Genomic DNA, 23,889 nt, shown 5'->3' with positions numbered 1-23,889 from the left:
GCGCCTGATGCCCCCGGATATCCGGTCGACGTATTGCAATGAGGACTCGCTTTCATGCACATCTATATCGGCAAACGGCTGCTGGTAGCCATACCGACGCTGTTGATCATCTCCATTTTCGTCTTTTCGCTGCAAAAGCTGCTGCCGGGGGATCCGATCCTGGCGATGGCGGGCGAAGAGCGCGATCCGGCGGTCGTTGAATTACTGCGCGAAAAATACCGCATGAACGATCCCGTGGTTTATCAATATTTCTACTGGCTCGGCGACGTCGTCCAGGGTGATTTCGGCGTTTCGCTGCGCACCAATCAGCCGGTGCTGGAGCTGATTGGCGAAAAACTGCCGGTGACGATTCAACTGGCGGTGATGTCGATGTTCTTCGCGCTGATTATCGGCGTACCGATCGGTATTCTGGCGGCGATTAAGCAGAATACGGCGATAGATTACCTCGCTAACATCCTGGCGTTGTCCGGCCTGTCAGTGCCCAATTTTTGGCTCGGCATCATGCTGATCCTGCTGGTTTCCGTGCAGTTGGGGTGGTTGCCCGCCTCGGGCTACGAATCGGTGTTCGTCGATCCGCTGCGTTCGCTACAGACCACCATCATGCCCGCCTTCGTACTCGGCACGGCGCTGGCGGCGACGCTAATGCGCCACACCCGCTCGGCGATGCTGTCGGTGCTGAAATCGGATTATATCCGCACGGCGCGCGCCAAAGGACTCTCCAATCGGGAAGTGGTGCTCAGCCACGCTTTCCGCAATGCGCTGTCCCCGGTCATTACGCTGACCGCGCTGCTGTTTGGCGAACTGCTGGCCGGGGCGGTGCTGACCGAGCAAATCTTCACCATTCCCGGTTTCGGCAAACTGATCGTCGATGCGGTGTTTAACCGCGACTATGCGGTGGTTCAGGGCGTGGTGCTCTGCACCGCGGTCGGCTTTATTTTCATGAATCTGCTGGCCGACGTGGTTGCCGTTCTGCTTAATCCGCGAATGAGGAGCGCGCTATGAGCGTTTCCGAACCGCAATTGGCCGCGCCGCAGGCCGCGCGGGAGAATCGCGCCTGGAAGAAGATGAAGCGCAATCGCAGCTCGATTGCCGGACTGATCATCATCGTTTTTTTCACTCTGCTGGCGCTACTGGCGCCCGTTCTGCCGCTGGCCGATCCTTATGCCACCAGTTGGAGCGCGATCCGCCAGGCGCCCTCCGCCGCCCATTGGTTCGGCACCGACGATATCGGCCGCGATATGCTCTCGCGCATGGTCTGGGGCGCACAGGCCTCGCTGATGGCTGGCGTGATCTCGGTCGCCATCGCCGTGCTGACCGGCGTGCCGTTGGGCCTGCTTTCCGGTTATTTCGGCGGCTGGCTCGATCAGACGATCTCGCGTATCACCGAAGCGTTTCTCGCTATGCCTTTCCTTATCATGGCGATTGCGCTTGCCGCCTTTCTGGGGCCGAGCCTGACCAACGCCATGATCGCCATCGGCCTCTCCGCCATGCCGATCTTCGTGCGCCTGACGCGTTCACAGGTGCTGGCGGTGAAAACCGAAGACTATATCGAAGGGGCGCGATCCATCGGCCTGGGCCACGGCGATATCCTGCTGCGTTACATTCTGCCTAATATCCTGCCGCCGATTATCGTACAGGCGACGCTGACGGTGGCGACCGCCATTATCGCCGAGGCCAGCCTTTCTTTCCTCGGTCTCGGTCAGCAGGCGCCCGCCGCCAGCTGGGGTTCCATGCTCAATGTCGCCAAGAATTTCCTGACGCAGGCGCCCTGGATGGCGATGTGGCCGGGCGTGGCGATTTTTCTGGTGGTTATCGGCTTCAATCTGCTTGGCGATGGTCTGCGCGATGCGCTCGATCCGCGCGAAAATTAAACAAGACAAAAGGATATCGTAATGAACGCTTTTACCACACGTCCCGAAATCCTGGGCACATTCGGCGTCGTAACCTCCACCCACTGGATTGCCTCGGCGGTCGGCATGAGCATACTGGAAAAAGGCGGCAATGCCTTTGATGCCGCTGTGGCGACGGGCTTTGTGCTACAGGTCGTCGAACCGCATCTGAACGGCCCCGGCGGCGATATGCCCGCCATCCTGTATTCCAGCAAGAAAAACAAGGTAGAAGTCATCTGCGCGCAGGGAACGGCGCCGGCGGGCGCCACCATCGAGCATTATACCGCCGAAGGTCTCGATCTGATCCCCGGCGATGGCCTGCTTGCCACCGTGATCCCCGGCGCTTTTGACGGCTGGATGCTGATGCTGCGCGATTACGGCACCATGACGGTGCGCGAGGTGCTGGAGCCGGCCATCCACTACCTGGAAAACGGCCATCCGATGCTGCCGCGCGTCGCCGCCACCATTAACGAACTGGCCGAATTCTTCCGGACGGAGTGGCCGACTTCCTATGACACCTGGTTGCCGGGCGGCGTGGCGCCGGCCGCGCAGTCGAACTTCAAGAACCCGGTTCTGGCCGCGACCTGGCGGCGGATCATTAGTGAAGCTGAAGCGCGGCCGGGCCGCGAGGCGGGCATTGAGGCGGCGCGAGACGCCTTTTACCGCGGCTTTGTCGCCGAGGCGATCGACGACTACTTACGCACGGCCGAGGTCATGGATGCCAGCGGCCGGCGCCACAAGGGGGTATTGACCGCCGGGGATATGGCCAACTGGCGCGCGACCATCGAAGAACCCACCACCTACGACTATCACGGCTGGACTATCGCCAAAACCGGCGCCTGGGGACAAGGACCGGTTCTGCTGCAATCGCTGGCGTTGTTAAAGGGCATCGATATCGGCGCGATGGATCCGGTTGGGGTCGAATTCGTCCACACCGTGGTGGAGGCCATGAAGCTCGCCTATGCGGATCGCGAGGTCTATTACGGCGATCCCCAATTCGCGCCGGTGCCGATGCAAACCTTGCTTGCTGATGATTATAACCAGGCGCGCCGCAGGCTGATTACCGCACAGGCGTCGATGGATCTGCGCCCGGGCCGGGTATCCGGCTATGAGGCGCAGTACGATCTGACTATGCAGATGCTCGCCGCGATGCGCGCCCGCGGCTCCGTTTACGAGCCAACCATGTCGCACCTCACCGAGAAACGCGGCGACACCGTGCATATCGATGTGATCGATCGCCAGGGCAACATGGTGTCGGTCACGCCGTCGGGCGGCTGGCTGCAATCGTCGCCCGTCATCCCCGGGCTGGGTTTCTGCCTCAATTCCCGCGCCCAGATGTTCTGGCTGAAACCCGGTCTGCCCACCTCGCTGGCCCCCGGCAAGCGTCCGCGCACCACCCTCACCCCGTCGCTGGCCCTGTATCTGGGCAAACCGACGCTGGCCTTCGGCACCCCGGGCGGCGACCAGCAGGATCAGTGGCAACTGTCGTTCTTCCTGCGTTACGCGCATTTTGGCATCAACCTGCAACAGGCGATTGACCTGCCGCTGTTCCATACCACGCATTTCCCGGGTTCGTTCTATCCACGTACCCGCCAGCCGGGCCATCTGATGATCGAAAGCAGCATCGGTGAAGCGACCCTGTCGGCGCTGAAAGCCCGGGGCCACGATATTTCAGTGGCCGATCCGTGGACGGTGGGGCGCTTGACCGCGGCCCGCCGCGATGCCGACGGCCTGTTGCGCGCCGCCGCCACCCCCCGCCTGATGCAGGCATACGCTATCGGAAGGTGACCATCATGACTATAAACGCGATAAAGCCGGCGCCTGAAACCCTGCTTGCGGTGCAAAACCTTACCACCTCCTTCCTGACGGACGGACAATGGCACCCCGTGGTGCGCGATATTTCCTTCGAGGTGAAGGCCGGGGAAACCGTTGCCGTTGTCGGCGAGAGCGGATCCGGCAAAAGCGTCACCTCGCTTTCCGTGATGCGCCTGCTCGATCCCCGTTCGAGCCGCATTGAAGGCCGAATCATACTGAACGGCAAGGATATTCTCTCCCTTTCGGAACAGCAGATGCGCGGCGTGCGCGGCAATGACGCGGCAATGATCTTTCAGGAGCCGATGACCTCGCTCAACCCGGTTTTTACCATCGGCAGGCAGATTTCAGAGGTGCTGACGCGTCACAAGGGCATGAGCAAGACAGACGCGCGGGCAGAAACCGTCCGTCTGCTGGAAAAGGTGCGCATTCCAAACGCCGCGAACCGTTTCAACGAGTATCCCCATCAGTTTTCCGGCGGCATGCGCCAGCGGGTGATGATCGCCATGGCGCTGGCGTCACGCCCCAAATTACTGATCGCCGATGAGCCGACCACCGCCCTGGACGTCACCATTCAGGGCCAGATACTCGATCTCATCAAGCAATTGCAGGAAGAGGACGGGATGGCCGTGCTGTTTATCACCCATGACATGGGCGTGGTGGCGGAAATTGCCGACCGTACCCTCGTCATGTTTCGCGGCGATCAGGTGGAAACCGGCAACACCGCCGATGTCTTCCACCACGGAAAACATCCCTACACCCGGGCATTGCTGGCGGCGGTGCCGAAACTGGGTTCGATGGAGGGGCGAGCCTGGCCGCTGCGCTTCCCGCGCGTGGATATGGCAAGCGGAGAAATCTTCGCCGCCAACGAGGTGGCGGACACGGTCGAACGCGGCAAAACTCCCGTGCTGTCGGTGAAAAATCTGGTGACCAGGTTTGATATTCGCTCCGGTCTGCTGGGGCGCGCCAGCGGCGCGGTACATGCGGTGGAGGATGTTTCGTTCGATCTGTTTCAGGGAGAAACTCTGTCGCTGGTGGGCGAGTCCGGCTGCGGCAAATCGACCACCGGTCGTTCGATTACCCGCCTGATCGAACCGCGCAGCGGAGACATCATGCTCGATGGTTACGACGTCATGGCGCTCGACCTGCTCGGGCTGCGGACGATGCGCCGCAGCGTACAGATGATCTTTCAGGATCCGTTCTCCAGCCTCAACCCCCGTATGACCGTGGGCGCCGCCGTCGCCGAACCGATGATCAAACATCGGCTGGCGTCCCATTCCGAAGCGCGGCAGAAAGTCGCCGAACTGCTGGAACGGGTCGGGCTATCGCCGGCGATGATGGATCGCTATCCGCATGAGTTTTCCGGCGGTCAACGCCAGCGCGTGGCGATTGCCCGCGCACTGGCGCTTAACCCGAAAGTGATCATCGCCGACGAGAGCGTTTCCGCGCTGGATGTGTCGATCAAGGCGCAAGTGTGCAATCTGCTGCTCGATCTACAGGAACAGTTCAAAATCGCGTTTCTGTTCATTTCCCATGATATGGCGGTAGTGGAGCGCGTCAGCCACCGGGTGGCGGTGATGTGTCTGGGCGAAATCGTCGAGATCGGCCCGCGCGAGGCGATATTCGCCAATCCGCAGCATCCCTACACCAAAAAGCTGATTGCAGCGGTGCCGGTGCCCGATCCGGCGCGCAGAGGGCTGCGGAGAAATGCGGCGATAGAAGAGTTGAAAAGCCCCGTCCGGCCGCTCGGCTATGTTCATCCGCCCCGCAGATTTATCGAGGTATCCCCGGGACACCGGGTGCTGGAGCCGTGAACTCTTTTACCGTCAATGCCGCCAGTCTAGCTTTCATTCTTTTCCGCATTGTCATAGCCAAGGCGGCCGATAAACGGCAAACGCAGCGCCGGGGGGTTAATATCCACCCCCAGATTGACGCCTAAAATATTGGCCTCAATGCCTTCTTCCACCCCCACGGTCACCCCCAACACGCCCAGCAGCGAGACCTGTAATCCCCTGCCCGACGGGGGTAGCCCAATCGGATGCGCCAGCGAGCGGTAATCCTTGCCGATGGCGTTGGCCGGTAAATCCAGCCTCAGTTCAGGCACTTCCCTGCCGATATGGGCGATAAAGGTATTGCTGTTAGGGCCGGGCCAGGCGCGGTAGGTGCGCGGCCAGGGGTAATTTTTGATTGCGGCTTCTATCTGCGGGATCATCGCCTCGGCATCGGCGCCGCGATGCTCCACCAGGAGTTTGGGTACGGCGCCGAACCAGAACCCATCGGCGCTCATATAGTTACGGCGCACCACATTATCGCTGCCCCACCTGACGACCTCATAGCGGCTATAGCGGGTTTCGCCCGCTTTCTTGAAAATGATCCACGGATGAACCGCCACCAGACCGCGCCAGCCATAGGTAGGCGCGACATAAACCTGAACGATCGCCGTACCGCTCGAAGCGACCGGATCCGGCGCAACCCCGGCGGAACCGCGCTGGGCCGACCACCAGTTCTGGCCGCTGAATATTTCTCCGCTGCGCGTAGCCGTCGCCAGACTCTGCCCGAATGACAACAGCGACACGCCGATAAAACCGATAGCCAACACTTTGAAATAGCGCATATATTCAGTTAACCCAATGAAAAAACAACGTTGACGACATCGCGATTACGCCTGCTCTATTAATAACCTCATCCCTCCCATCCGGCAACCTCTTCCACTGCGCCGTCCTCTGCGGAGCGGCATAAAAAAATGCCAGACAGGTAATCCTGACTGGCATTCGTCGTCCCAAAGGGCGCGTTTATTTATTGCCGGAAAGCGGCGTAAAATCAGTTAAAACGTTTCCCAATTGGCTTGATCGTTGCTGATTTTCTTTGACGTTGTCGGTAACAACGCCTGCTGCGGTTTTCCTGGCGTTCTTGCCGGCGATTTATCGGCTGACTCGGCAAGCTGGAAAATAGAGACGATCTCCGTCAGACGACGGGCCTGTTCTTCAAGCGAGGCGGACGCGGCGGTTGATTGTTCAACCAGCGCGGCATTCTGCTGGGTTACGCTATCCATCTCGACCACGGCCTGTCCAACCTGGGTAATGCCTTTGCTTTGTTCGTTGGAAGCAGAGGCGATTTCGCCCATAATATCCGTCACGTTTGTCACGGCTTTAACAATATTCTCCATGGCCTCGCCGGCGAACGATACCTGCTCGGAGCCTGTTTTCACATTATCTACGGATTCCGCAATTAACCCTTCGATTTCTTTTGCCGCCTGCGCGCTGCGTTGCGCCAAACTGCGCACCTCGCTGGCGACAACGGCAAATCCCCGTCCTTGTTCCCCGGCCCGCGCGGCTTCAACGGCGGCATTCAGCGCCAGAATATTGGTCTGGAAAGCAATGCTGTTGATGACGTTGATGATATCGGCGATTTTCTGAGAACTGCCGGTTATTTTGCCCATGGTCTTGATGACGTCGCCGACGATTTCACCGCCGTTATTGGCGGTTTTCGAGGCGTTCTGAGCCAGTACGCTGGCCTGATTGGCATTGTCTGCGTTTTGCTTCACCACCGCGCTTAATTGCTCCATGCTGGCCGCCGTTTGTTCCAGAGCCGATGCCTGTTCTTCGGTACGGGAAGACAAATCCGTATTACCAGAAGAGATCTCGGCAGAACCGCGATAAATCGCCTCTGCGCTACCGCGAATTTCAGACACGGTTTTTACCCAGTTGGCCTGCATTTTCTGCACGAAGGGAATAAGCTGCCCCACGCAGTTTTTACCTATATCCCGCATTTGGGTATGCAAATGCCCCAGCGCCAGTACCTGAAGATGTTGTTTAATCAACTCCAGCGGCCTGACGACGAACACCGCCAGATAGCGATCGGTGAGAAGAACAATAATCAGCCCGATAGCCAGCGCCAGCATCAGGATCCGTTGACACCAGCTAACCCAGATATCAATTCTGCCTTGCGCTTCATTTTTTAATTGCGAAATCACGATGTTGTACTTGTCGATAGCCGTGGTGAAATTTTGGCGCAACGGGCGATATACAAAGGTGGATTGCTGCGTAAAATCATCAAGACGATCGGCCTTTACCGATTCATACATCGGGACCATGGCTTCGCTAAACAAACGATAGGAGCTGTTGTAAATATCATCAATCGTTAAGGGATCGATATTCGCATGGTCGATCTCCTTAAACTGCGCCAGCCCGGCTTTAAGATTCTCTAACTCTTTCGCCACAATCCCAAGTTCCGAATCCGCTTCCGCGGTTTCATTCTTTTGTTTTGCGCGCACGGCCCGATCGAGGGCGCTCATGGTCCGATAATACTGGCCGTTCGCCCCATTAATAATGTCGCCATTGCTTTGCTGAACATTGGTCAACGCCAGTTCTGAAGTAAGTTGACTGAGTGAATACAGCGCAAATGCCGATACACCGCCCCATAACAAGGAAAATAGGATAAGAATCAGAATCATCATAGTTCTGATTTTAATATTGCGAATAACGTTCATGATGTAAACCCTGGTGAGAAATGGTGTGGCTCTTAATCCTAAAAACAGGATCGCTATTAGCGTGTCCTTTCAAATGCCCGCCTCTGTAGCCGATTGTCGGCAGGCAGGTCTATATCCCTGCGGTAAACTGCTTCCATTGTGGTTATCGGCATGTGAACAATAGGCTTCACCTATAGAATGAATTATTTTTTATAAAAAAGTGTATTTAAATGTTTTCTCAGGCACGAAGCCGGCAACCCATTGAATAATAGTTAGTTAAAAATCCCAGACGTGCGCCTTAATCAACGGTTATTGCATGGCATCCGCAATAAACTCCCGCAGCCACTGATGCGCGGGATCGCGGTGAGAGCGTTCATGCCACAACATACACATTTCAAAACCGGGGACCTCAATCGGCGGCTCGACAATCTGTAATGCCGGATTATTGCTTACCAGACGCCAGGGCAGCATCGCCACAAGATCGGTACGTTCCAGGGCGGACAGCGCCAACATGAAGTGCGGAACGGAAAGCGCCACCCGACGCGTTAAGCCGCTTTTCAGCAGGACATCATCCGTGATGCCATGAAACCCGCCGCCATCCGGTGATACGATCGCATACTCCAACGCATTGAATGTCGCCAGCGTCAGCGGTTTTTTTAATCGCGGATGTTCCACTCGCCCTGTCAGTACATAGCGTTCCTTAAAAAGCATCCGCCGACGCAACCCTGTCGGGGCATCGGCGCTGATGTGAAATGCCAAATCGATCTCCCTCCGTTCCGCCTGCCCGGCAATATCGGCGGGCACCATGGCAAGGCTCGCCAGTCGGGTTCCCGGGGCGACACGGCGCAGGCGGTTTACGAGCGGCAACAGAATGGTCGCGGCGCTGTAATCAGAGGCGGCAATATTCCAGGTGTTCGTCGCCAAAGCCGGATTAAACGGACTGGCGGGCAACACGGCCAGCTCAAGGGACGCCAGCGCTTTTCGCAACGGTTCGCGAAGCGTGTCCGCTCTGGCGGTGGGTTGCATCCCGCGCGCGCCCGGCAGCAATAGCGGATCATTAAAAAACGCTCGCAGCTTTGCCAATTGTACGCTGACGGTAGGCTGAGAAAGATGTAAACGCTGTGCCGCCCGAGTCACATTATGTTCGGTCAGCAGCACATCAAGAGTCAGTAACAGATTGAGATCCAACTGCCTTAAATTACTCATGGCAATACCTGATATTTTAGTAATTCATTTCAATTATACCTTACCGCACCCTACTCTGAATCTCTCACTTAATGGAGATTCCCACGATGAACGTTCTTATTGTTTATGCACACCCTGAACCCGCATCCCTGAACGGTTCGCTAAAAGATGTAGCTATCCAACATCTTGAGAAATCCGGTCATGCGGTTCAATTATCCGATCTGTACGCCATGCAGTGGAAAGCGACGCTCGATGCGGATGACCGCACGGAAGAGCGCGGAAATGCGCCCTTTAATCCTTCGATTGATTCAAAACATGCCTATGAGACCGGGACGCAAAGCGTCGATATCGTCCGCGAACAGGAAAAATTACGCTGGGCTGATGCCGTTATTTTTCAGTTTCCGCTCTGGTGGTTCTCCATGCCGGCGATCCTCAAAGGCTGGGTGGAGCGCACTTATGCCTGTGGGTTTGCCTATGGTGTCGGCGAACACTCTGATACCCATTGGGGAGATCGATACGGCGAGGGCAGCATGGCGGGAAAACGCGCCATGCTGATCGTCACGGCAGGTGGGTGGGAATCGCATTACGGCCCGCGCGGCGTCAATGGCCCGATAGACGACCTGCTCTTTCCGATTCATCATGGAATACTGTACTACCCCGGCTTTGACGTTCTACCCCCGTTGGTGATCTATCGAGCCGGCCGCATGGACAGCGCGCGGTTTGCGCAAATTTGCGACACCCTCGCCCAACGTCTGGATAATCTTTGGAACACGCCGCCTATCCCCTTCCGCCCGCAGAACAAAGGGGACTATGCCATTCCGCAATGCACATTAAAGCCGGAGATAGCGCCCGACCGCATCGGATTCTCGGCGCATATTGATGACCAGCGGTGACGTTCGGCGGCATAAGCAAACCCAACGAGTCCATATCATAAGGAGTGAACGGCATAATCTACCGCTCCGGCGCAACGTCAGCCGCCACATCGAGATTTGGCAGTAACGCGTTAAGATCGACGGCTTCAGCCATAGCACGATTGCCCTCATCGCTAGGATGCAGACGATCCCCGGAATCAAACCGCGTCCCGAGACGGGCGGGATGCGCCGGATCGCGCAGTATGGCGTCAAAATCGATTACCGCATCAAACGCGCCGCTGCGCCGTATCCAGTCATTAACCTGCCGGCGTAACGCATCCTTGTCCGGGTGGTAGTAGTTATCCAGCGGCGTATCGGGCAAAGCGCCTTCAAACGGGGTCAGCGTAGCGCCAATTACCCGTATGCCGCGGCTATGCGCCTGCGCAATCAGTTGGCGATATCCCGCCGTCAGCGCCTCCAACGTAGGCCGGGGACTTGTCGGCGCAAAGGCCGTTCCCGGCCAGGAAATATCGTTAATGCCCAGCATCACAATGACGCTTTGCACGCCCGGCTGCGCCAGCACATCGCGCTCCAACCGCGCCAGCGCATTAACGCCCATGCCGTTGGACAGCAGGCGACCGCCGGAAATACCGGCATTGACGACGGCCACGCTATGCGAAGCCAGACGGGCGGCGAGAAAGTCCGGCCAGCGCGTGTTCTTATCCAGGCTGGCGGTAGCGCCGTCGGTAATGGAGTCGCCTATGACCGCGACCACGCGCGCCGGTGGCGGCGTTTCGACCTGTATTCCCGACAATAGCAGGCGTGCCGTGATGCTCTGCGCCGATCCATGGCCGCGATTCAGTTCCCGGGCGGTGGTGCGATCGTCGGGTACGATCCAGCCGGTCTGGCGGCCGTCCCAGTGAAAGGTGTTTACCGGCGTGGCTTCCGGCAAATACAGACTTACGGCGACCTGCCCCAGCGCCAGGATGGGCAACGCAACCGGATCGCTGACCAAGGATGCGCCGGGCAGGAGAGTCGCCGTTTCCCGGCCGCTAAAGGTCACGATGCGCAGACTGTCGGCAACGACCGCGCCATTGGTCGTCGGTAACGCGACCGTCGCCTTACCCAGGGCGATCGGCTGCCGGCCATAGGCGTTGGACAAAACGATGCGCATACGCGGCCCGCCCAGACTGACGCGCGCCACCTGCCGTACCGTCTGCTTATGCAGAACCGTCGGCGCGTTGGTCGGAAACAGGAAATCGGCGCCCCAGACCGGTTGGGGACTGGCGCTCCATGTCGCCACCCAGGAAGGCGCGGCGGCAACCGCCTGAAAGGCAGCAACGGACGTTAAAACAAGCGTTAATATGGCTGTGGCTGAGATATTAAATAAGTTGTTCATATTAGTGAATTCAATAGCAACATGAATCCGAATAATGAATTCAACGACACAAATAGACTAGACTGTGTTTGGGAACAACATTTATGACCTCAGGTCATCAAGGAGGCCGGTATGGCTCGTCTGGAAGTCAACCGTTCCGGCGAACTGGAAGTTTTTATACAGGTCATCGAACAGGGTGGATTCTCCGCCGCCGCGCGCGCCTGCGGCATGACGCCCTCCGCCGTAAGCAAGCTGATCGCCCGTCTTGAGCACCGCCTGGGCACGCGGCTGGTGAACCGTTCCACGCGCCAACTGCAACTCACCCCTGAAGGCTGCGCCCTTTATGAGCGCGGGGTACGGATACTGGCCGATCTGGACGATGCGGAGCGCTGCGCCAGCGCGCATTCGGCGCCGCGCGGACGGCTGAGGGTCAATGCGAATGTGCCGTTCGGTCATCACTTTCTGCTGCCCCTCGCCACGGAATTCCTGGAACGCCACCCCGGCATCACGCTAGATATTGTATTGACCGATGAAGTCATCGATATTCTGGAGCAACGCACCGATGTGGCCGTGCGCGCAGGCCCGCTCAAAAGTTCTAATCTGGTGGCGCGCAAGCTCGGTCAGACACGCATGATCATCGTCGCCGCGCCCGACTATCTGGCGCGCCACGGTACGCCGTCCACGCCGGACGATCTGGCGCGGCATAATCTTCTGGGCGCCAACTATGCGCGCGCTCGCCCCGGCTGGCCGTTGCGATACGCGGACGCGGACATTGTGGTTCCGGTAACCGGCAATGCACAGGCCAGCGACGGCGACGCGCTGCACCGTCTGGCGCTCGCCGGGTTGGGGCTGGCCCGGCTGGCGGCTTTCCAGGTACGCGAGGATATTACCGCCGGCCGCCTGCTGCCGGTGCTTGAAGACTTCAACCCGGGCGATGTTGAAGAAATCCATGCCGTCTTCGTCGGACAAGGCGGCTATCTGCCGCTGCGGGTACGCGCCTTTCTGGACTTCCTCGTCGAACGAGTAAGGATTGACGCGGATTACCGGGATACTGACAAAACGACCGTTTGTTGAAACGCCCTTCCCGCATCTTGGCCCCCAATGGGGATCGGCAAGCGGCCTCAGAATCCGCGGGCATCTCGGCGATTCGAGTCTGGCAGTTGCTGCGCTTGAACGACGAAAAACGCAGCCTCAGGCCATTTCATCTTTACTCATCGCCAAAGACATTACGTCTCAACTGAACTTACCAACCCTGTTCGGTAGGCAATACGAACAGCTCCGCCACATTCATGTGTTCGGGCGCTTTCAACGCGAACAAGATGGTATCGGCAATATCCTCACCTTCAAGAAAAGTCATTGAAGCCGCCAGATCGTCCATCTGTTTTCGGTAGTTCGCATCCGTGATCTGCTCGTAAAGTTCCGACTTAACCGCGCCCGGTTGGATGCAGGTGACGCGGACATTGTACTTCGGCCCGATTTCCATTCTCAGCCCATCGGAGAAAGCCGCGACCGCCGCTTTGGTTGCGCAATAGACGGTCAGACCAGTGAAGACCTTGCGCCCGGCGATTGAGGACATGTTGAAGATATGGCCCGAATGCTGCGCGATCATCTGCGGCAGAACAGCGGCTGTGGCGTTGAGTACACCTGACACATTGACATTCACCATACGCTGCCATTCATCGACTTTGAAATTGTCCACATCCGAAAGCGGCATCAGCCCGGCATTATTGATCAGCACATCGATCCGCCCGAACTGCGCAACCAGTTCTTCGGCTGCGGTTTTGCAGGACGCAGGATCGGTGACGTCGGTCTCCAACGCCAGGGCCTGACCACCAGCAGAGACAATTTCCATCACCAGCCTGTCCAGCCGCGCCTTGCGCCGTGCCGCAAGCCCGACGATAATTCCTTCTGCCGCAAGTTTGCGGGCGGTCGACGCGCCGATACCACTGGACGCACCGGTAATGAGGGCGACTTTGTTTTTAATATCCATAATGTTCTCCGTCTTATGCCCGTAACAGGGCGGTTATGATGACAAAGAGGAGTGTAGATTTTGCAGGAAATAATCTCGCTTGGGGTTTTGTTGCGACTATCGTGATTTTGCGGAAAAATGCCGATATGGCTATCGAAGCCCACTCTCTTGCTTGCGGTTAGAAGGTTCAGCAAGGGTTCTTTATCACTCGCCAAAGGTTTTCTGTTCAATGTCGGACTTTGCTCAATCCTCTCTGCACGCATCCGGACATGCTCTGGAGCAGTACATTCGCGGCCGCAAAATCGTTCAGAGTGCGGGTGATGCATGGAAGGATGTGGAGGCGCAAATATTCCGCCGTGCACCCAGCGAAGAAAATGTACTGGTTCCCGCTGTCGCCGAGCCATTACTCGTCTGGGTGATGTCTGGTGAAGCGAAAGTAGAAGAACGCGAACTCAATGGCGAGTGGCGCGGGGGAAACGTAACGTCGGGATCATTCTACCTGACCCAGACGGAGGCGCCGTACCTTATGCGCTGGCAGGCCAGTCTGGATACCCCTTTCGAAGTCATGCATCTCTATCTCGGTTTTGACCTGGTTAGCCGTACCGCGCGGTCTTTAGGACTCAATCCGGCGCGCTTGCGTATGCGCGACGTCTCGGACGGGCGCGACACCCTGATATCCGGTCTGCTTACCGGGCTGGCGGACGAATTGCAAACCGAGCAGCCGGCAAGCGTCTTATTCGTGAAAGGGCTCGTCGAGAGTCTCACCATCTATCTTCTGCGCAATTACGCCGATGTGCAGGCCGCCTCCAGGCGCAAGCCGGCGAAACTCCCCGCGTGGAAGTTGCGCAAAGTGCTTGATCATATGGATGAGTTTCTGGCCGAGCCATTCGATTTGAACCAGCTCGCCGCTATCTGCGCAATGAGTCGATTTCACTTCAGCCGCGCTTTCCACAATACGGTAGGCCAAAGCCCGTCAAGCTGGTTTATCCGCCGTCGCGCGGAACGGGCAAAGAAAATGCTGCTCGAAACGGATATGCCGATCATCAACATCGCCCTGGCCGTTGGCTACGACAGCCCCAGCCATTTTGCACACGTTTTTCGAAGAGAAACCGGCGTCAGCCCCAGAGAATACCGATCAATGTAAGAAGCCTTGGTCAGCATCGCGCTTTTCCTCCTGTTCAATGACGGTTTTTACCGTCAGGGGTCAGGAAGTCTGAAGATGCCCCGAAAGCCGCGTCATGTCTCGCTTTTGGAAGGAATTTTTACCGTCATGACCGAAAAAGAATCAATCATCAACGGGAGGGTCATAATCCGGGTCTCTTGTTTTACCGTCGCGTCTACCGCCAGCCTGTTCCGCTGGCCGGCGATAGTCACCGATAGTCGCCATAACTCATTTAGTTATAAATCAAACTGTTATGGCGATTTTTCGATAGTTGGCGATAGTTCCTGAAGAACCTTGGATCGCCCACTCAATGGTTTAGATGAATCCTATCTAATTGTTATTAATGAATTTTATAAAATAAACTTTCTGCTGATACCGTAATTAATACCGTAAGAATGATAAAGCTGAGTCTGTAAACTGTTAATTACACATAAGTTACATCCAGACTTTTTTGAACTCTCATCATTGCCAGACAGCGGGCATTTGTAAACTGATCGGGTTATCAGGCCATTATCAGACGCTTAAACAGCAGCTGCTGGACGTCTTGCCGATGTGCCAGGATCGCATGCGCGGTCACTAAGGTTCCGTCTACGGAATACAAAACCCGGTAGCCTTCAACGTGGTTAAACTCCCGGTACTTGGCGCAGCCAATTTTCAGCAGTTCAGGGCAAATCTGGCATCCCAGCGGGAACTGGCCAACGGTAATCTCAAACTGTGTGAGAATATCTGCGATAACCGGACGCGGTTCAACATCAACACGGCGCAGGAAACCTACTATTGTGTCGATGCAGTGCTTCACCGTAAGCGTGTACTCAAAGGTCACCTGCTGTTCCATGGAAGCCCCTTAACATTGAGCGCGCTGTGTTTAATCCGCAAGTCCATCCAGCAACTGATCTTTTGAGAAGACACACCCTTCAGCTTTATCTTTCTCTGACAGGGTAAGCAGCTTCAGTAAAGCGATAGCGTTTTCCCGTTCCTGCTGCTGGTCATAGGACTCTATAACATAAGCAGGCACACCATTTTGTGTGACCAGGATGGGTTCTGACAGATCAAGCGTTGCTGCGTTTTTTTTAACGTAGCTGATTGTCTCTACTTTCATGATTCGTCCGCCTAATGGTCATGTCTCGGCTTTAATATAGACCATATTTAGACCACCAGCAAGGCCCCTGATTATCTGCTTTTCAGGGAGGAATAGGCATTCTTCAGAGCACAGAGATTTGATTTACAGGTACCTCACGATCGTTCCAGATCACTCACGCACGATTCACACCATTACAAACTGTTTTCAAACGACAAAAAAATCAAAGTACAATGCTGGTAGACATTCAAATTGCGCGGTGCCTGACACCTTACGAATTCATCTGCAAACAGTGGACATCCGAGCCAGAGCATTTCAGAATGGATCCGATCCATCAAATACCGGGACTAAACACCTAGTACTTTCTCTTTGTGAAATACCAAATAATTGCAGATATTGCTAAAACTAAACCAGCAGAGATCCCAAAGGAAATAAAAGGTGCTATAACTTTATTTATTCCACTCCATTTATTAAGAATTAGTGGATTAACTGCAAACTCAGCAAAACTTGTGACACCAACCAAACCGAAGACAAATGTCAACCAATAATTGCTAGAGTTTCTTGCTGAATCTGATCTATATTTAAGTTCGTCCATGCGAAATCTAGCCATCTCTTTTGCAGAAGCAATTAAACCCTCTGTCCCAAAAGATTTAATGAGATATGAAAGTGTATCCGAAACTTCTCCAGATATACTACTGTGATGAACATTATTTTCTGTTTCTGCTAATGTTGTATATGAGATGAATAGATGTTGTTCAGACGGAGGGTTATTAACCCAAGAGCACGCTCTAGAAATACTCATATTATGATATTCAATCTGCTCAACTCTTGCCTGATTTTCAAGTATTCTTGACGAGGCATTTTTGTCGTCCCAAATATCATCTAACTCCTTCTCTCCTCTTAACCAAGTCCATAAATAAATGGATCTATTTGCATGTAAACAATAATCATTAAACTTCCGTAAATCTGGCGGCAAGGAGTTTTTCTCTTCGCTGATATCAGCCCTATTCAATAATTTAACCAACGATTCAGAAAAATTTTTCAACAAAACACTCTTATCCTGAGGTTGCTTATCGAAACGCAAAAGAGAAACAGAAGGCCGCCCGTGCCAGAGATAACTATATGACTTAGTTTTATTAGTTTTATATTGTGGAACCAACATGCTGCTAATAACGTTTGAATATATAGAACGACACATTTCAATCGTAGATTCCCATGATTCATTCCCCTCAGTTCCAGCAATCTGGTGCAAAACCCATTCTCTATGATTATCAAACGAAAAAGTGCAACCTTCTTTTTCAAAAGATTCAGTTAATACTCTCATGCTATTATCTCGCATACTTTGTTTTAATTTCCTTATTTTTCTCCCATCAAGATAATTTCCGCCAATTGAAAAAACATCGTCAAAACTATTTTCTAAAACAACTTCACCATCCAACATTTGAAGTTTCGCATCAATCCATATTTTATCAAAATATCTTTGATTCATATTTATAATTGATAATAAGAAACTGTCATCATCAATCCCATTCCATTTGCCATCAAATTGAAAATAAATGATAGCGATTCCATCACGGTAGATCTTTACCCCCGGATGCATAGGGAACTGTTCATTATTTATCTCCAGAACAAAGGGAGGCAATGATGTTCTTATGTAAGCCTGATTATCATTCACGAGCCTATTTTCATGGAAAAACAATTCGGAAAAAATCATTAAATCAGGCATTATTTCTTTTGGTATATCATCGTCAAAATTTATTTCCCATGAAGAATCCCAATTTCTTCCTTCTGGATTAAAATTACTATATTTTATTTTATTATTTTCATTAAGATATAAAAATTTAAAATCTGAAAAACAAACACATTTAGAAAACCCTGAGTTAAGCAGTTTATTAGCAGTCTTCAATAAATCTACCGAAGGAATTTCAAAGCCTAACGAGTAATTGTAAAACACATTTGCTTGATTAATAAAAAGACATTTTTTGTGATTATTGTTAAGCATATTAAAAAACATAATAAAACCCACTAATTTTTATAAAAAATTTATATTAATCGTGCAATAAACCATTACATATCAAGGTTCATCCACTCCTCATACTTCCTCGGCGAAGACGGAGTGAGCGTCACTGTTGTTCCGGCGATCTAACCATCAACCATATTCGCCCACTGCTGCAACATGTAAGCACGCTGCCGCGCGTATTCTGCTTTGTTGTAAATTGCCCTCACCCCTTTCTGCCCATGTGCGAGACATTTCTCTATCCAGTCCGATGGATACCCTGCCTCATGCAATAACGTGCTAGCCGTCCGTCCGCCGCATGTCATGGACGGTAAAGTGCTCCAGCACCTTCCCTTGCGCCAGCGCGACTTTTACAGTTGTGGTGATAACACCGTTGAGGGCTGCATTAGACAGTGGTTTGTTGATGCTATAGCGCCCAGCAAGTAAGTAAGGACTTCCCCCGGCACACATTTTCAGGCCTACCAGCAAATCGTTAACCTGGCGCGAAAGATAGATGACGTGAGTTCGGCCTCCTTTCATACGGCCAGCAGGAATGGTCCACTCGTTGGTTTTGAAATCAACCTCATCCCAGGTCGCTAAAGTGAACTCACTTTTACGGACCATTGTCAGAAATATAATCTTCAACGCCAGTTTGAGCGTTGGCATCCCTGCAACAGTATCCAGTGTATTGAAGAAAATGCCAACTTCTATCGGGGAAAGGCTTCTGAGCCTGGGAGTGAACGTTGCGATAGAACTCGCTTTAATATCCTGAGCTGGATTAGAAAAGCTGTGCCCTCGATCATTTGCATAACGATAGACACTGCTGATTATCTCGCGAACCTGCACCGCGGTTGCATTACCTCCTCGATCTATTATCCGATCACAAAGGTCACGCACCATTGCCGTAGTAATTTCGGTCATTAATTTGTTGCCCAGCACAGGCAGGATGCCTCGCTCAATAACCGATTCTTTCATCGCTCTGGTACTGTCCGCCAGTGTTACGTGCTTCATGTAATTGTCGGTATATACTCGGAACTTATTTTTACCGTAGCGTTTGTCTACAGCAGGCGATATGCCTGACTTGAGCAGTTTTTTCGCGGTATGGAGTTTTTCCCTTGCTTCAGCCAGAGAAATACCGTCAATACCATACTTCCCTAATGTCAGTGTTTCTCGTCTTCCGTCGATGCTGTAATCATAGCGAAACAAGACTGTGCCTGACGTCAGCACTGCAACGTACAAACCATCCCGGTCAGTAACTTTATAAAGTTTGTCCTTTGGCTTGAGGTTTTTCAGTTTGATATCAGTCAGCATAAAATCACCATTTTGGCATCATTTTTACAACGGTATCAGACAGAGAAAAGAATACACCTCTAAGGCGATACCGTGAAAAACACCGCTAAAAAGTGTGAACAGGAGTGAGGAAACATGAATGCACATAAAGAAAAACCCTATTTATAAACAGATGGTTATATTCACTTTTACCTGTTCATGAAAACTCAGGAAGGGTTATCGGCTTATTCCCTCAGGCTGAAAGCCTGCCTCAGGTATTGGTTCAGTTCTCCTCTGATAAGTGGGTTGATGAGAATTGGCGCAGAATATGTGCGTCAGATGACAGGTCGTGCCGGAAAGCGCTGTGGCGCAAGGGCTGGCGCAGAGTTCGTTAGCGGCGTCACTTGCAACGGCTTTGCGCCGTATGAAGTGACGCCGCTGCCTCATGGATGCATTCGCTGAGGCAGAAAAAGGTTGTTGACGGTTGCGCCAGTCACTGGCGATCAGAATGTAAGCACGCATCAGCGCATAAACGGATAGCAGCGAAGCGGTGGCTTCACGAACAGGATGCAGCCCTAAGGCGCTGAGATAAGGTAACTGCCGTCGCCGAAGCGAACGCCCGCTGAATGGCAGTGATGGCGGGCTAGGTGTCGACCTCACAGGCCGGGCCTGTGCGTTGCCTTGAGGGTCGTGGCAACGTGGGATGCTGCTTGCCGCAGCGATAAAACACCAATAACTTACTGCGCCAGCTTTCCCGCATCAAGCGGCTAACGCGCTGCGCTTGTTGGCTCCTTAACGGATTTCCATTCCATAAAAATCCGTTAAGGAGCTCCGAAATCCATTCGTGCAAAATGTAAGTTTTTGTAAACCTCTGCTGAGCTGATTTTCAATCCGACTCCCCTGCCCCACTTTGCCTTCGTCTGATGTTTTGATAGCGCGACGGCCAGATCTCTTCGGGGAGTTTATTTAACGCCTCGGCGATCAGGCGCTCGCCTTTCGGCCAGTGCCGCGTCAGCGCGTTTGCCAACGTGGACGACGCCAGCCCCGCCTCTCTGGAAATCGCCGCCAGTGTTGTTCCCTGCTTTCTTAAACTCGCAATGATATCCGCCGGATGCCAGTCTTGTTGTTCCATATGTCCTCCTGCATTGTTGACTATTAGTCACATAGTAGCACAAAAACTAACGATTGTGACTAATAGTCCGTGGACTGATAAGCATCAAAAACGAATGCTTGTCACATGAAAACATCCGATTCGATCAAAGTCCTGTTAGGACAACGCGTTAAAGCGCTCAGATTACAGGCTGGTCTATCTCAGGAAGCCTTTGCGGAAAAGTGCGGGCTGGATCGTACCTATATCAGCGGCATTGAACGTGGGATCAGAAACCCAACGCTGGAAGTGCTCAACATCATCGCAATTGGGTTACATACCGATCTAACCACGCTGTTTGCATTTCACGATCCAGCCTGACATCCCAACCTTACTGATTAAATCGACAAAATCTCTCATATGTGACTCATCGTCCGTGGTCTGATAAGCAACGAGAGATAATGCTTATCTGCATGGAAAATGCAAAAAACATCACCGTCCATTTTGGACAACGCGTAAAAACACTTCGCTTACAGGCTGGACTTTCCCAAGAAGCCTTCGCCGATAAGTGCGGTTTGGATCGCACTTATATCAGTGGAATTGAGCGAGGCGTTAGAAATCCCACTTTGGAAGTGATTGGAGTTATTGCTGATGGGTTAGGCATTGAGCTAAATATTTTATTTGATTTTTAATCAGTATCATTATTATAATCCATTTATAAGAATCTAAAAAATTTACATTTAACTATTTTGGCTCATAATTACGCAACACCCTTGCTACTCTGGATTCAATCAGATCTGACAGTCGGCTAAGTGCCAATAACAGACATTTGTGGCACTAAATTTAATTAATATCTTATATTATTTTTTACAATGATATTAATACACTAAAGTTAGAAACCAACTTGACATAAATATTGAGAAGAAGGCAAAAATGAATTTAAGTAAAATTCTAAAAACTAAAAAAATGATTCAAACTGATATCGGTGATTTTGAGTATGTAAAAATCTTGGGCGAAGGCGGAAATAGTTTTGTTTTTCATTTTAAGAAGGGTAATGCAGACTTTGCTATCAAATTTCTCAAGGCAACAGAAGACTCTAAGATAAATAGATTTAAAGATGAATACTTTTGCGCCGCGCAAATTCCTTCACATAAAAACATAGCTCGCTCATATCACTTTGACAAGATAATTTTAGAAAGTAATGAGTACTTTATTATCATAATGAAGTATTACGATAGCACGTTAGGCTCAAAAGGAACGATAAGCAGTGCTCATAGTGAAGAAAAAACCGAGGAGGCATGGGCGTTATTTTTATGTTTAGCCAACGCATTATGTCACCTACACACTAATAAGATAATTCATCGTGACATCAAACCTCAAAATGTATTTTTTGATAGTATAGATAATGAGTATGTAATAGGAGATCTAGGGATAGCACATTTTTCAGATGATAAGTTTGATAGAGAGTCAAAAACTAAACCTTCAGAACGAATGGCTAACTTCGGATTTAGCGCCCCAGAGCAAATTAACAGTAAAGGAACAGTGCAAGCTTCCTGCGACATCTATTCTATGGGACAAGTGCTTTATTGGTATCTTACCGGAAGTACAATTAGAGGTTTAGAGATGGCACCGTTATCTAACTCTGATTCCCCTGATAATTTAAGGCATTTAGAATTAATTATAAAGAAGTGTTTGATAAATGATCCCTCTAAGCGTTTTCAATCTATATCTGAAATAAGTCAGTACTTGAAAGATTTGAAAAAACCAGCAAGATATGACTATTGGCCGGTACTGCATTCATTCGATGAAACAATTAGACGTTCAATGCCAAAAATAAAAGACTTATTAGAAATTAAAGACATAAATGTTATTAATCGATTTTTTAATAACTTCCGAGAAGACTGTAATCCTGAAGATTTTTGGTATATGAGTTTGGAAGGTGGTGACAATACATTCACGGGAGTTGAACATATATCAGAATCAAGTTATTTATTTTGTGGTATGATTGAGGTCAATATATCAAAGCTATTGGTTTATAGAGACTCTGGCTACCCATATAAAAACTTTTTCATTCTTCTTTTGGAGCCATCTTCGCCTTTTGAACTTATTAATGATAAAGGTAACTCTATCAAGAGAGAAATAAATAAAGAATGTAGTCAAGATTATGCAACCCTATGGAATGAGCGATACATAGATTATAAGGAAACTGAGAATGGTTATTATGAGTTTAATGGTGAAGTTCTAAGAGTAGATAGTGACTTATTCAAAGATAGGATCAGGCATCTTAAAAAATATGCCTATATAGTTGTCCCAAAAGGCACAGCGACAGCGTGCATGGTGGATAGGACTCCAACCGAAAGATTTCTTGAACGGGTTGTTAATACAGGCACTATTGAGAAAGATTCCTTAAGGTCTTATAAAAATGAAACTCAAAGTCACCATAGTCCGGAAATAACAATGTATAATTAATGACATCAAACATGGCAGGACTTGGTCTAAGTCTTTTTGTGTGATTATTTTTGGCTAAAACAAGCTCACAATAAGTTCAATAAACATACTGTATAGGTGTGATTTTCGATTGATGAAAACTTATTTATATACCGTATTGATCAAGACACGGCCATTGTATATTTTTCAATCAATGTTGAATCCTGCCCTGCCAAACAAGGCGAGGCACTCACGGGGAAAATAACTCTCTGAGTTCTTAATTTTTCCGTGAGTGTGATACTAACGCCCAGAGCCGCCTGTTAGATATCTTGCTATAGAACGCTGAAAAATCCCCCAATGTCAGGATAGATGACACTGGGGGATTATGTCAAAAATCAAGATGAATTCTGTCTTTGATTAAAAAAATCAACAAATTACTTAAAATAGTTATTACTTTTTATCTTATTTTTAAGTCCCATGCTCTTAAATTACCCTTCTCCAAATTGATATTCAACAAGAAGAAAAGAATAACGAAAGGATTCTATATAGCTCTCGCTGTAGAAAGCAGCGTAGCTTCAAATTTTGGACCAGAGTTAATCTCCGAAACCATAAAAACCTGTGTGATAAAATAAAATGTCAGTAACAAAGAGGGCTGTGTTAATTCAATTTAATAGGGATTATTTCTTATTCATCAAGCGCTTAAGCATCAAAACCAATATCAACCTCATCAATACACAATCCTATATCAAAATAGCATTGTAGAAATACCATAGCATCTAACAACTGATATTTTATAAAATTGAAACGATGATCACCTCTTGTAATTAACACTTTCATTTCTCTATCATTATTTTCACTTAAACATGGAGCATATGAGATAGGTTTACTTGAGAAAATAAGTCCCGGTGCTTTGGCATGGCCTCTATTTTCAACAATGTGGAAAATTTCCCCCTCGGGATGGAATACCCCAATAATCAGATAGTATTACCTCTCTCGTAAATGGGGTTATATTACGCATACGCATTTACTTCCCTTATTATACACCTACAAACCAAACTAACAAATAAGTTATACAACATACTATTCTCATTGAGAATTTAATCCCCCTCCATATAAATTAATTCTCATTAAAAATATAATAACTAATTTTGTGATAATAAAAAAATATATTAAATAACTCAGTATAAAGTCTGACCTCCTCCCATATCCTGACCCAGGATCAATTAGAGGATCTGTCTTTTTTGGTGACTTCGGATAAATTCTGCCGGAGTCAGATCATTTAATGAAGAATGTGTCCTGTCATGGTTATATTCTTCCC

Annotated in this window: 19 protein-coding genes and 1 pseudogene; 10 read left to right on the top strand and 10 right to left on the bottom strand. The window is 51.0% G+C overall.

The window, feature by feature from the left end; genetic code table 11:
* Positions 1-54: 54 nt before the first annotated feature.
* From HOY33_RS19470 to HOY33_RS19455, 4 genes are read left to right on the top strand one after another with little or no spacing between them, the layout of a single operon-like run.
* Positions 55-1,002 (top strand): ABC transporter permease, encoded by a 948-nt coding sequence (locus HOY33_RS19470; protein WP_172291722.1) that lies wholly within the window; start codon positions 55-57, stop codon positions 1,000-1,002.
* Positions 999-1,871, top strand: a complete 873-nt coding sequence (locus tag HOY33_RS19465) for an ABC transporter permease (RefSeq protein ID WP_172291721.1) — start codon at positions 999-1,001, stop codon at positions 1,869-1,871. Before HOY33_RS19470 ends, HOY33_RS19465 begins: the two co-directional genes overlap by 4 nt.
* Positions 1,872-1,892: 21 nt before the next feature.
* Positions 1,893-3,677, top strand: coding sequence for a gamma-glutamyltransferase family protein (locus HOY33_RS19460; RefSeq protein WP_172291720.1), 1,785 nt, complete (start codon positions 1,893-1,895; stop codon positions 3,675-3,677).
* Between the two features lie 5 nt (positions 3,678-3,682).
* Positions 3,683-5,515, top strand: a complete 1,833-nt coding sequence (locus tag HOY33_RS19455) for an ABC transporter ATP-binding protein (protein ID WP_216660587.1) — start codon at positions 3,683-3,685, stop codon at positions 5,513-5,515.
* 26 nt (positions 5,516-5,541) lie between these two features.
* On the opposite strand, the gene HOY33_RS19450 is transcribed toward HOY33_RS19455, so the two are convergent.
* The 3 genes from HOY33_RS19450 to HOY33_RS19440 form a co-directional block, all read right to left on the bottom strand.
* Positions 5,542-6,315: a DUF3750 domain-containing protein gene (locus tag HOY33_RS19450; protein WP_172291719.1), complete on the bottom strand. Its 774-nt coding sequence runs from the start codon at positions 6,313-6,315 to the stop codon at positions 5,542-5,544.
* Between the two features lie 210 nt (positions 6,316-6,525).
* Positions 6,526-8,190 (bottom strand): methyl-accepting chemotaxis protein, encoded by a 1,665-nt coding sequence (locus tag HOY33_RS19445; RefSeq protein ID WP_172291718.1) that lies wholly within the window; start codon positions 8,188-8,190, stop codon positions 6,526-6,528.
* A 288-nt stretch (positions 8,191-8,478) separates the two neighbouring features.
* A complete protein-coding gene (locus HOY33_RS19440) occupies positions 8,479-9,375 on the bottom strand; it encodes a LysR family transcriptional regulator (RefSeq protein WP_172291717.1) in 897 nt (298 codons plus the stop codon).
* An 86-nt stretch (positions 9,376-9,461) separates the two neighbouring features.
* On the opposite strand from HOY33_RS19440, the gene HOY33_RS19435 reads away from it, so the two are divergent.
* The gene (locus HOY33_RS19435; protein WP_172291716.1) at positions 9,462-10,247 is read left to right on the top strand and encodes an NAD(P)H-dependent oxidoreductase; all 786 of its coding nucleotides are present in this window, start codon (positions 9,462-9,464) and stop codon (positions 10,245-10,247) included.
* A gap of 58 nt (positions 10,248-10,305) precedes the next feature.
* Here HOY33_RS19435 and HOY33_RS19430 read toward each other — a convergent pair whose 3' ends face one another.
* The gene (locus HOY33_RS19430) at positions 10,306-11,604 is read right to left on the bottom strand and encodes an SGNH/GDSL hydrolase family protein (protein ID WP_172291715.1); all 1,299 of its coding nucleotides are present in this window, start codon (positions 11,602-11,604) and stop codon (positions 10,306-10,308) included.
* Between the two features lie 111 nt (positions 11,605-11,715).
* Here HOY33_RS19430 and HOY33_RS19425 point away from each other — a divergent pair, with 111 nt between their 5' ends.
* Positions 11,716-12,657: a LysR family transcriptional regulator gene (locus HOY33_RS19425; protein WP_172291714.1), complete on the top strand. Its 942-nt coding sequence runs from the start codon at positions 11,716-11,718 to the stop codon at positions 12,655-12,657.
* 169 nt (positions 12,658-12,826) lie between these two features.
* Here the strand turns inward: HOY33_RS19425 and HOY33_RS19420 are convergent, their stop codons facing one another.
* A complete protein-coding gene (locus HOY33_RS19420) occupies positions 12,827-13,573 on the bottom strand; it encodes an SDR family oxidoreductase (RefSeq protein WP_172291713.1) in 747 nt (248 codons plus the stop codon).
* A gap of 208 nt (positions 13,574-13,781) precedes the next feature.
* On the opposite strand from HOY33_RS19420, the gene HOY33_RS19415 reads away from it, so the two are divergent.
* Entirely contained in the window at positions 13,782-14,696 is a 915-nt protein-coding gene (locus HOY33_RS19415) for a helix-turn-helix domain-containing protein (protein ID WP_172291712.1), read from the top strand.
* 520 nt (positions 14,697-15,216) lie between these two features.
* On the opposite strand, the gene HOY33_RS19410 is transcribed toward HOY33_RS19415, so the two are convergent.
* From HOY33_RS19410 to HOY33_RS19385, 5 genes and pseudogenes are all read right to left on the bottom strand, one after another.
* Positions 15,217-15,549 (bottom strand): type II toxin-antitoxin system RelE/ParE family toxin, encoded by a 333-nt coding sequence (locus HOY33_RS19410; RefSeq protein WP_172291711.1) that lies wholly within the window; start codon positions 15,547-15,549, stop codon positions 15,217-15,219.
* Positions 15,550-15,579: 30 nt separating this feature from the next.
* On the bottom strand, positions 15,580-15,813 hold the full coding sequence (locus HOY33_RS19405) for a type II toxin-antitoxin system Phd/YefM family antitoxin (protein ID WP_172291710.1): 234 nt from the start codon (positions 15,811-15,813) through the stop codon (positions 15,580-15,582).
* Between the two features lie 334 nt (positions 15,814-16,147).
* Positions 16,148-17,806: a hypothetical protein gene (locus HOY33_RS19395; protein ID WP_172291709.1), complete on the bottom strand. Its 1,659-nt coding sequence runs from the start codon at positions 17,804-17,806 to the stop codon at positions 16,148-16,150.
* A 53-nt stretch (positions 17,807-17,859) separates the two neighbouring features.
* Positions 17,860-19,099, bottom strand: a pseudogene (locus HOY33_RS19390) (tyrosine-type recombinase/integrase).
* Between the two features lie 844 nt (positions 19,100-19,943).
* Complete coding sequence (locus HOY33_RS19385; protein WP_172291708.1) at positions 19,944-20,189, bottom strand: helix-turn-helix transcriptional regulator; 246 nt, start codon at positions 20,187-20,189, stop codon at positions 19,944-19,946.
* Positions 20,190-20,294: 105 nt separating this feature from the next.
* Between HOY33_RS19385 and HOY33_RS19380 the strand changes: the two genes are divergently transcribed.
* The 3 genes from HOY33_RS19380 (at position 20,295) to HOY33_RS19370 (ending at position 22,613) form a co-directional block, all read left to right on the top strand.
* Entirely contained in the window at positions 20,295-20,525 is a 231-nt protein-coding gene (locus tag HOY33_RS19380) for a helix-turn-helix domain-containing protein (RefSeq protein ID WP_025919135.1), read from the top strand.
* Positions 20,526-20,617: 92 nt separating this feature from the next.
* Positions 20,618-20,836, top strand: a complete 219-nt coding sequence (locus tag HOY33_RS19375) for a helix-turn-helix domain-containing protein (RefSeq protein WP_172291707.1) — start codon at positions 20,618-20,620, stop codon at positions 20,834-20,836.
* A gap of 241 nt (positions 20,837-21,077) precedes the next feature.
* Positions 21,078-22,613 carry a protein kinase gene (locus HOY33_RS19370; RefSeq protein ID WP_172291706.1) on the top strand — a complete coding sequence of 512 codons (1,536 nt, stop codon included), beginning with the start codon at positions 21,078-21,080 and terminating at the stop codon, positions 22,611-22,613.
* Positions 22,614-23,889 lie beyond the last annotated feature (1,276 nt).

Origin of the sequence: Brenneria sp. hezel4-2-4, from assembly GCF_013155275.1 — a bacterium.
GTDB lineage: Bacteria > Pseudomonadota > Gammaproteobacteria > Enterobacterales > Enterobacteriaceae > Brenneria.
This window is presented reverse-complemented; position numbering and strand designations above follow the sequence as displayed.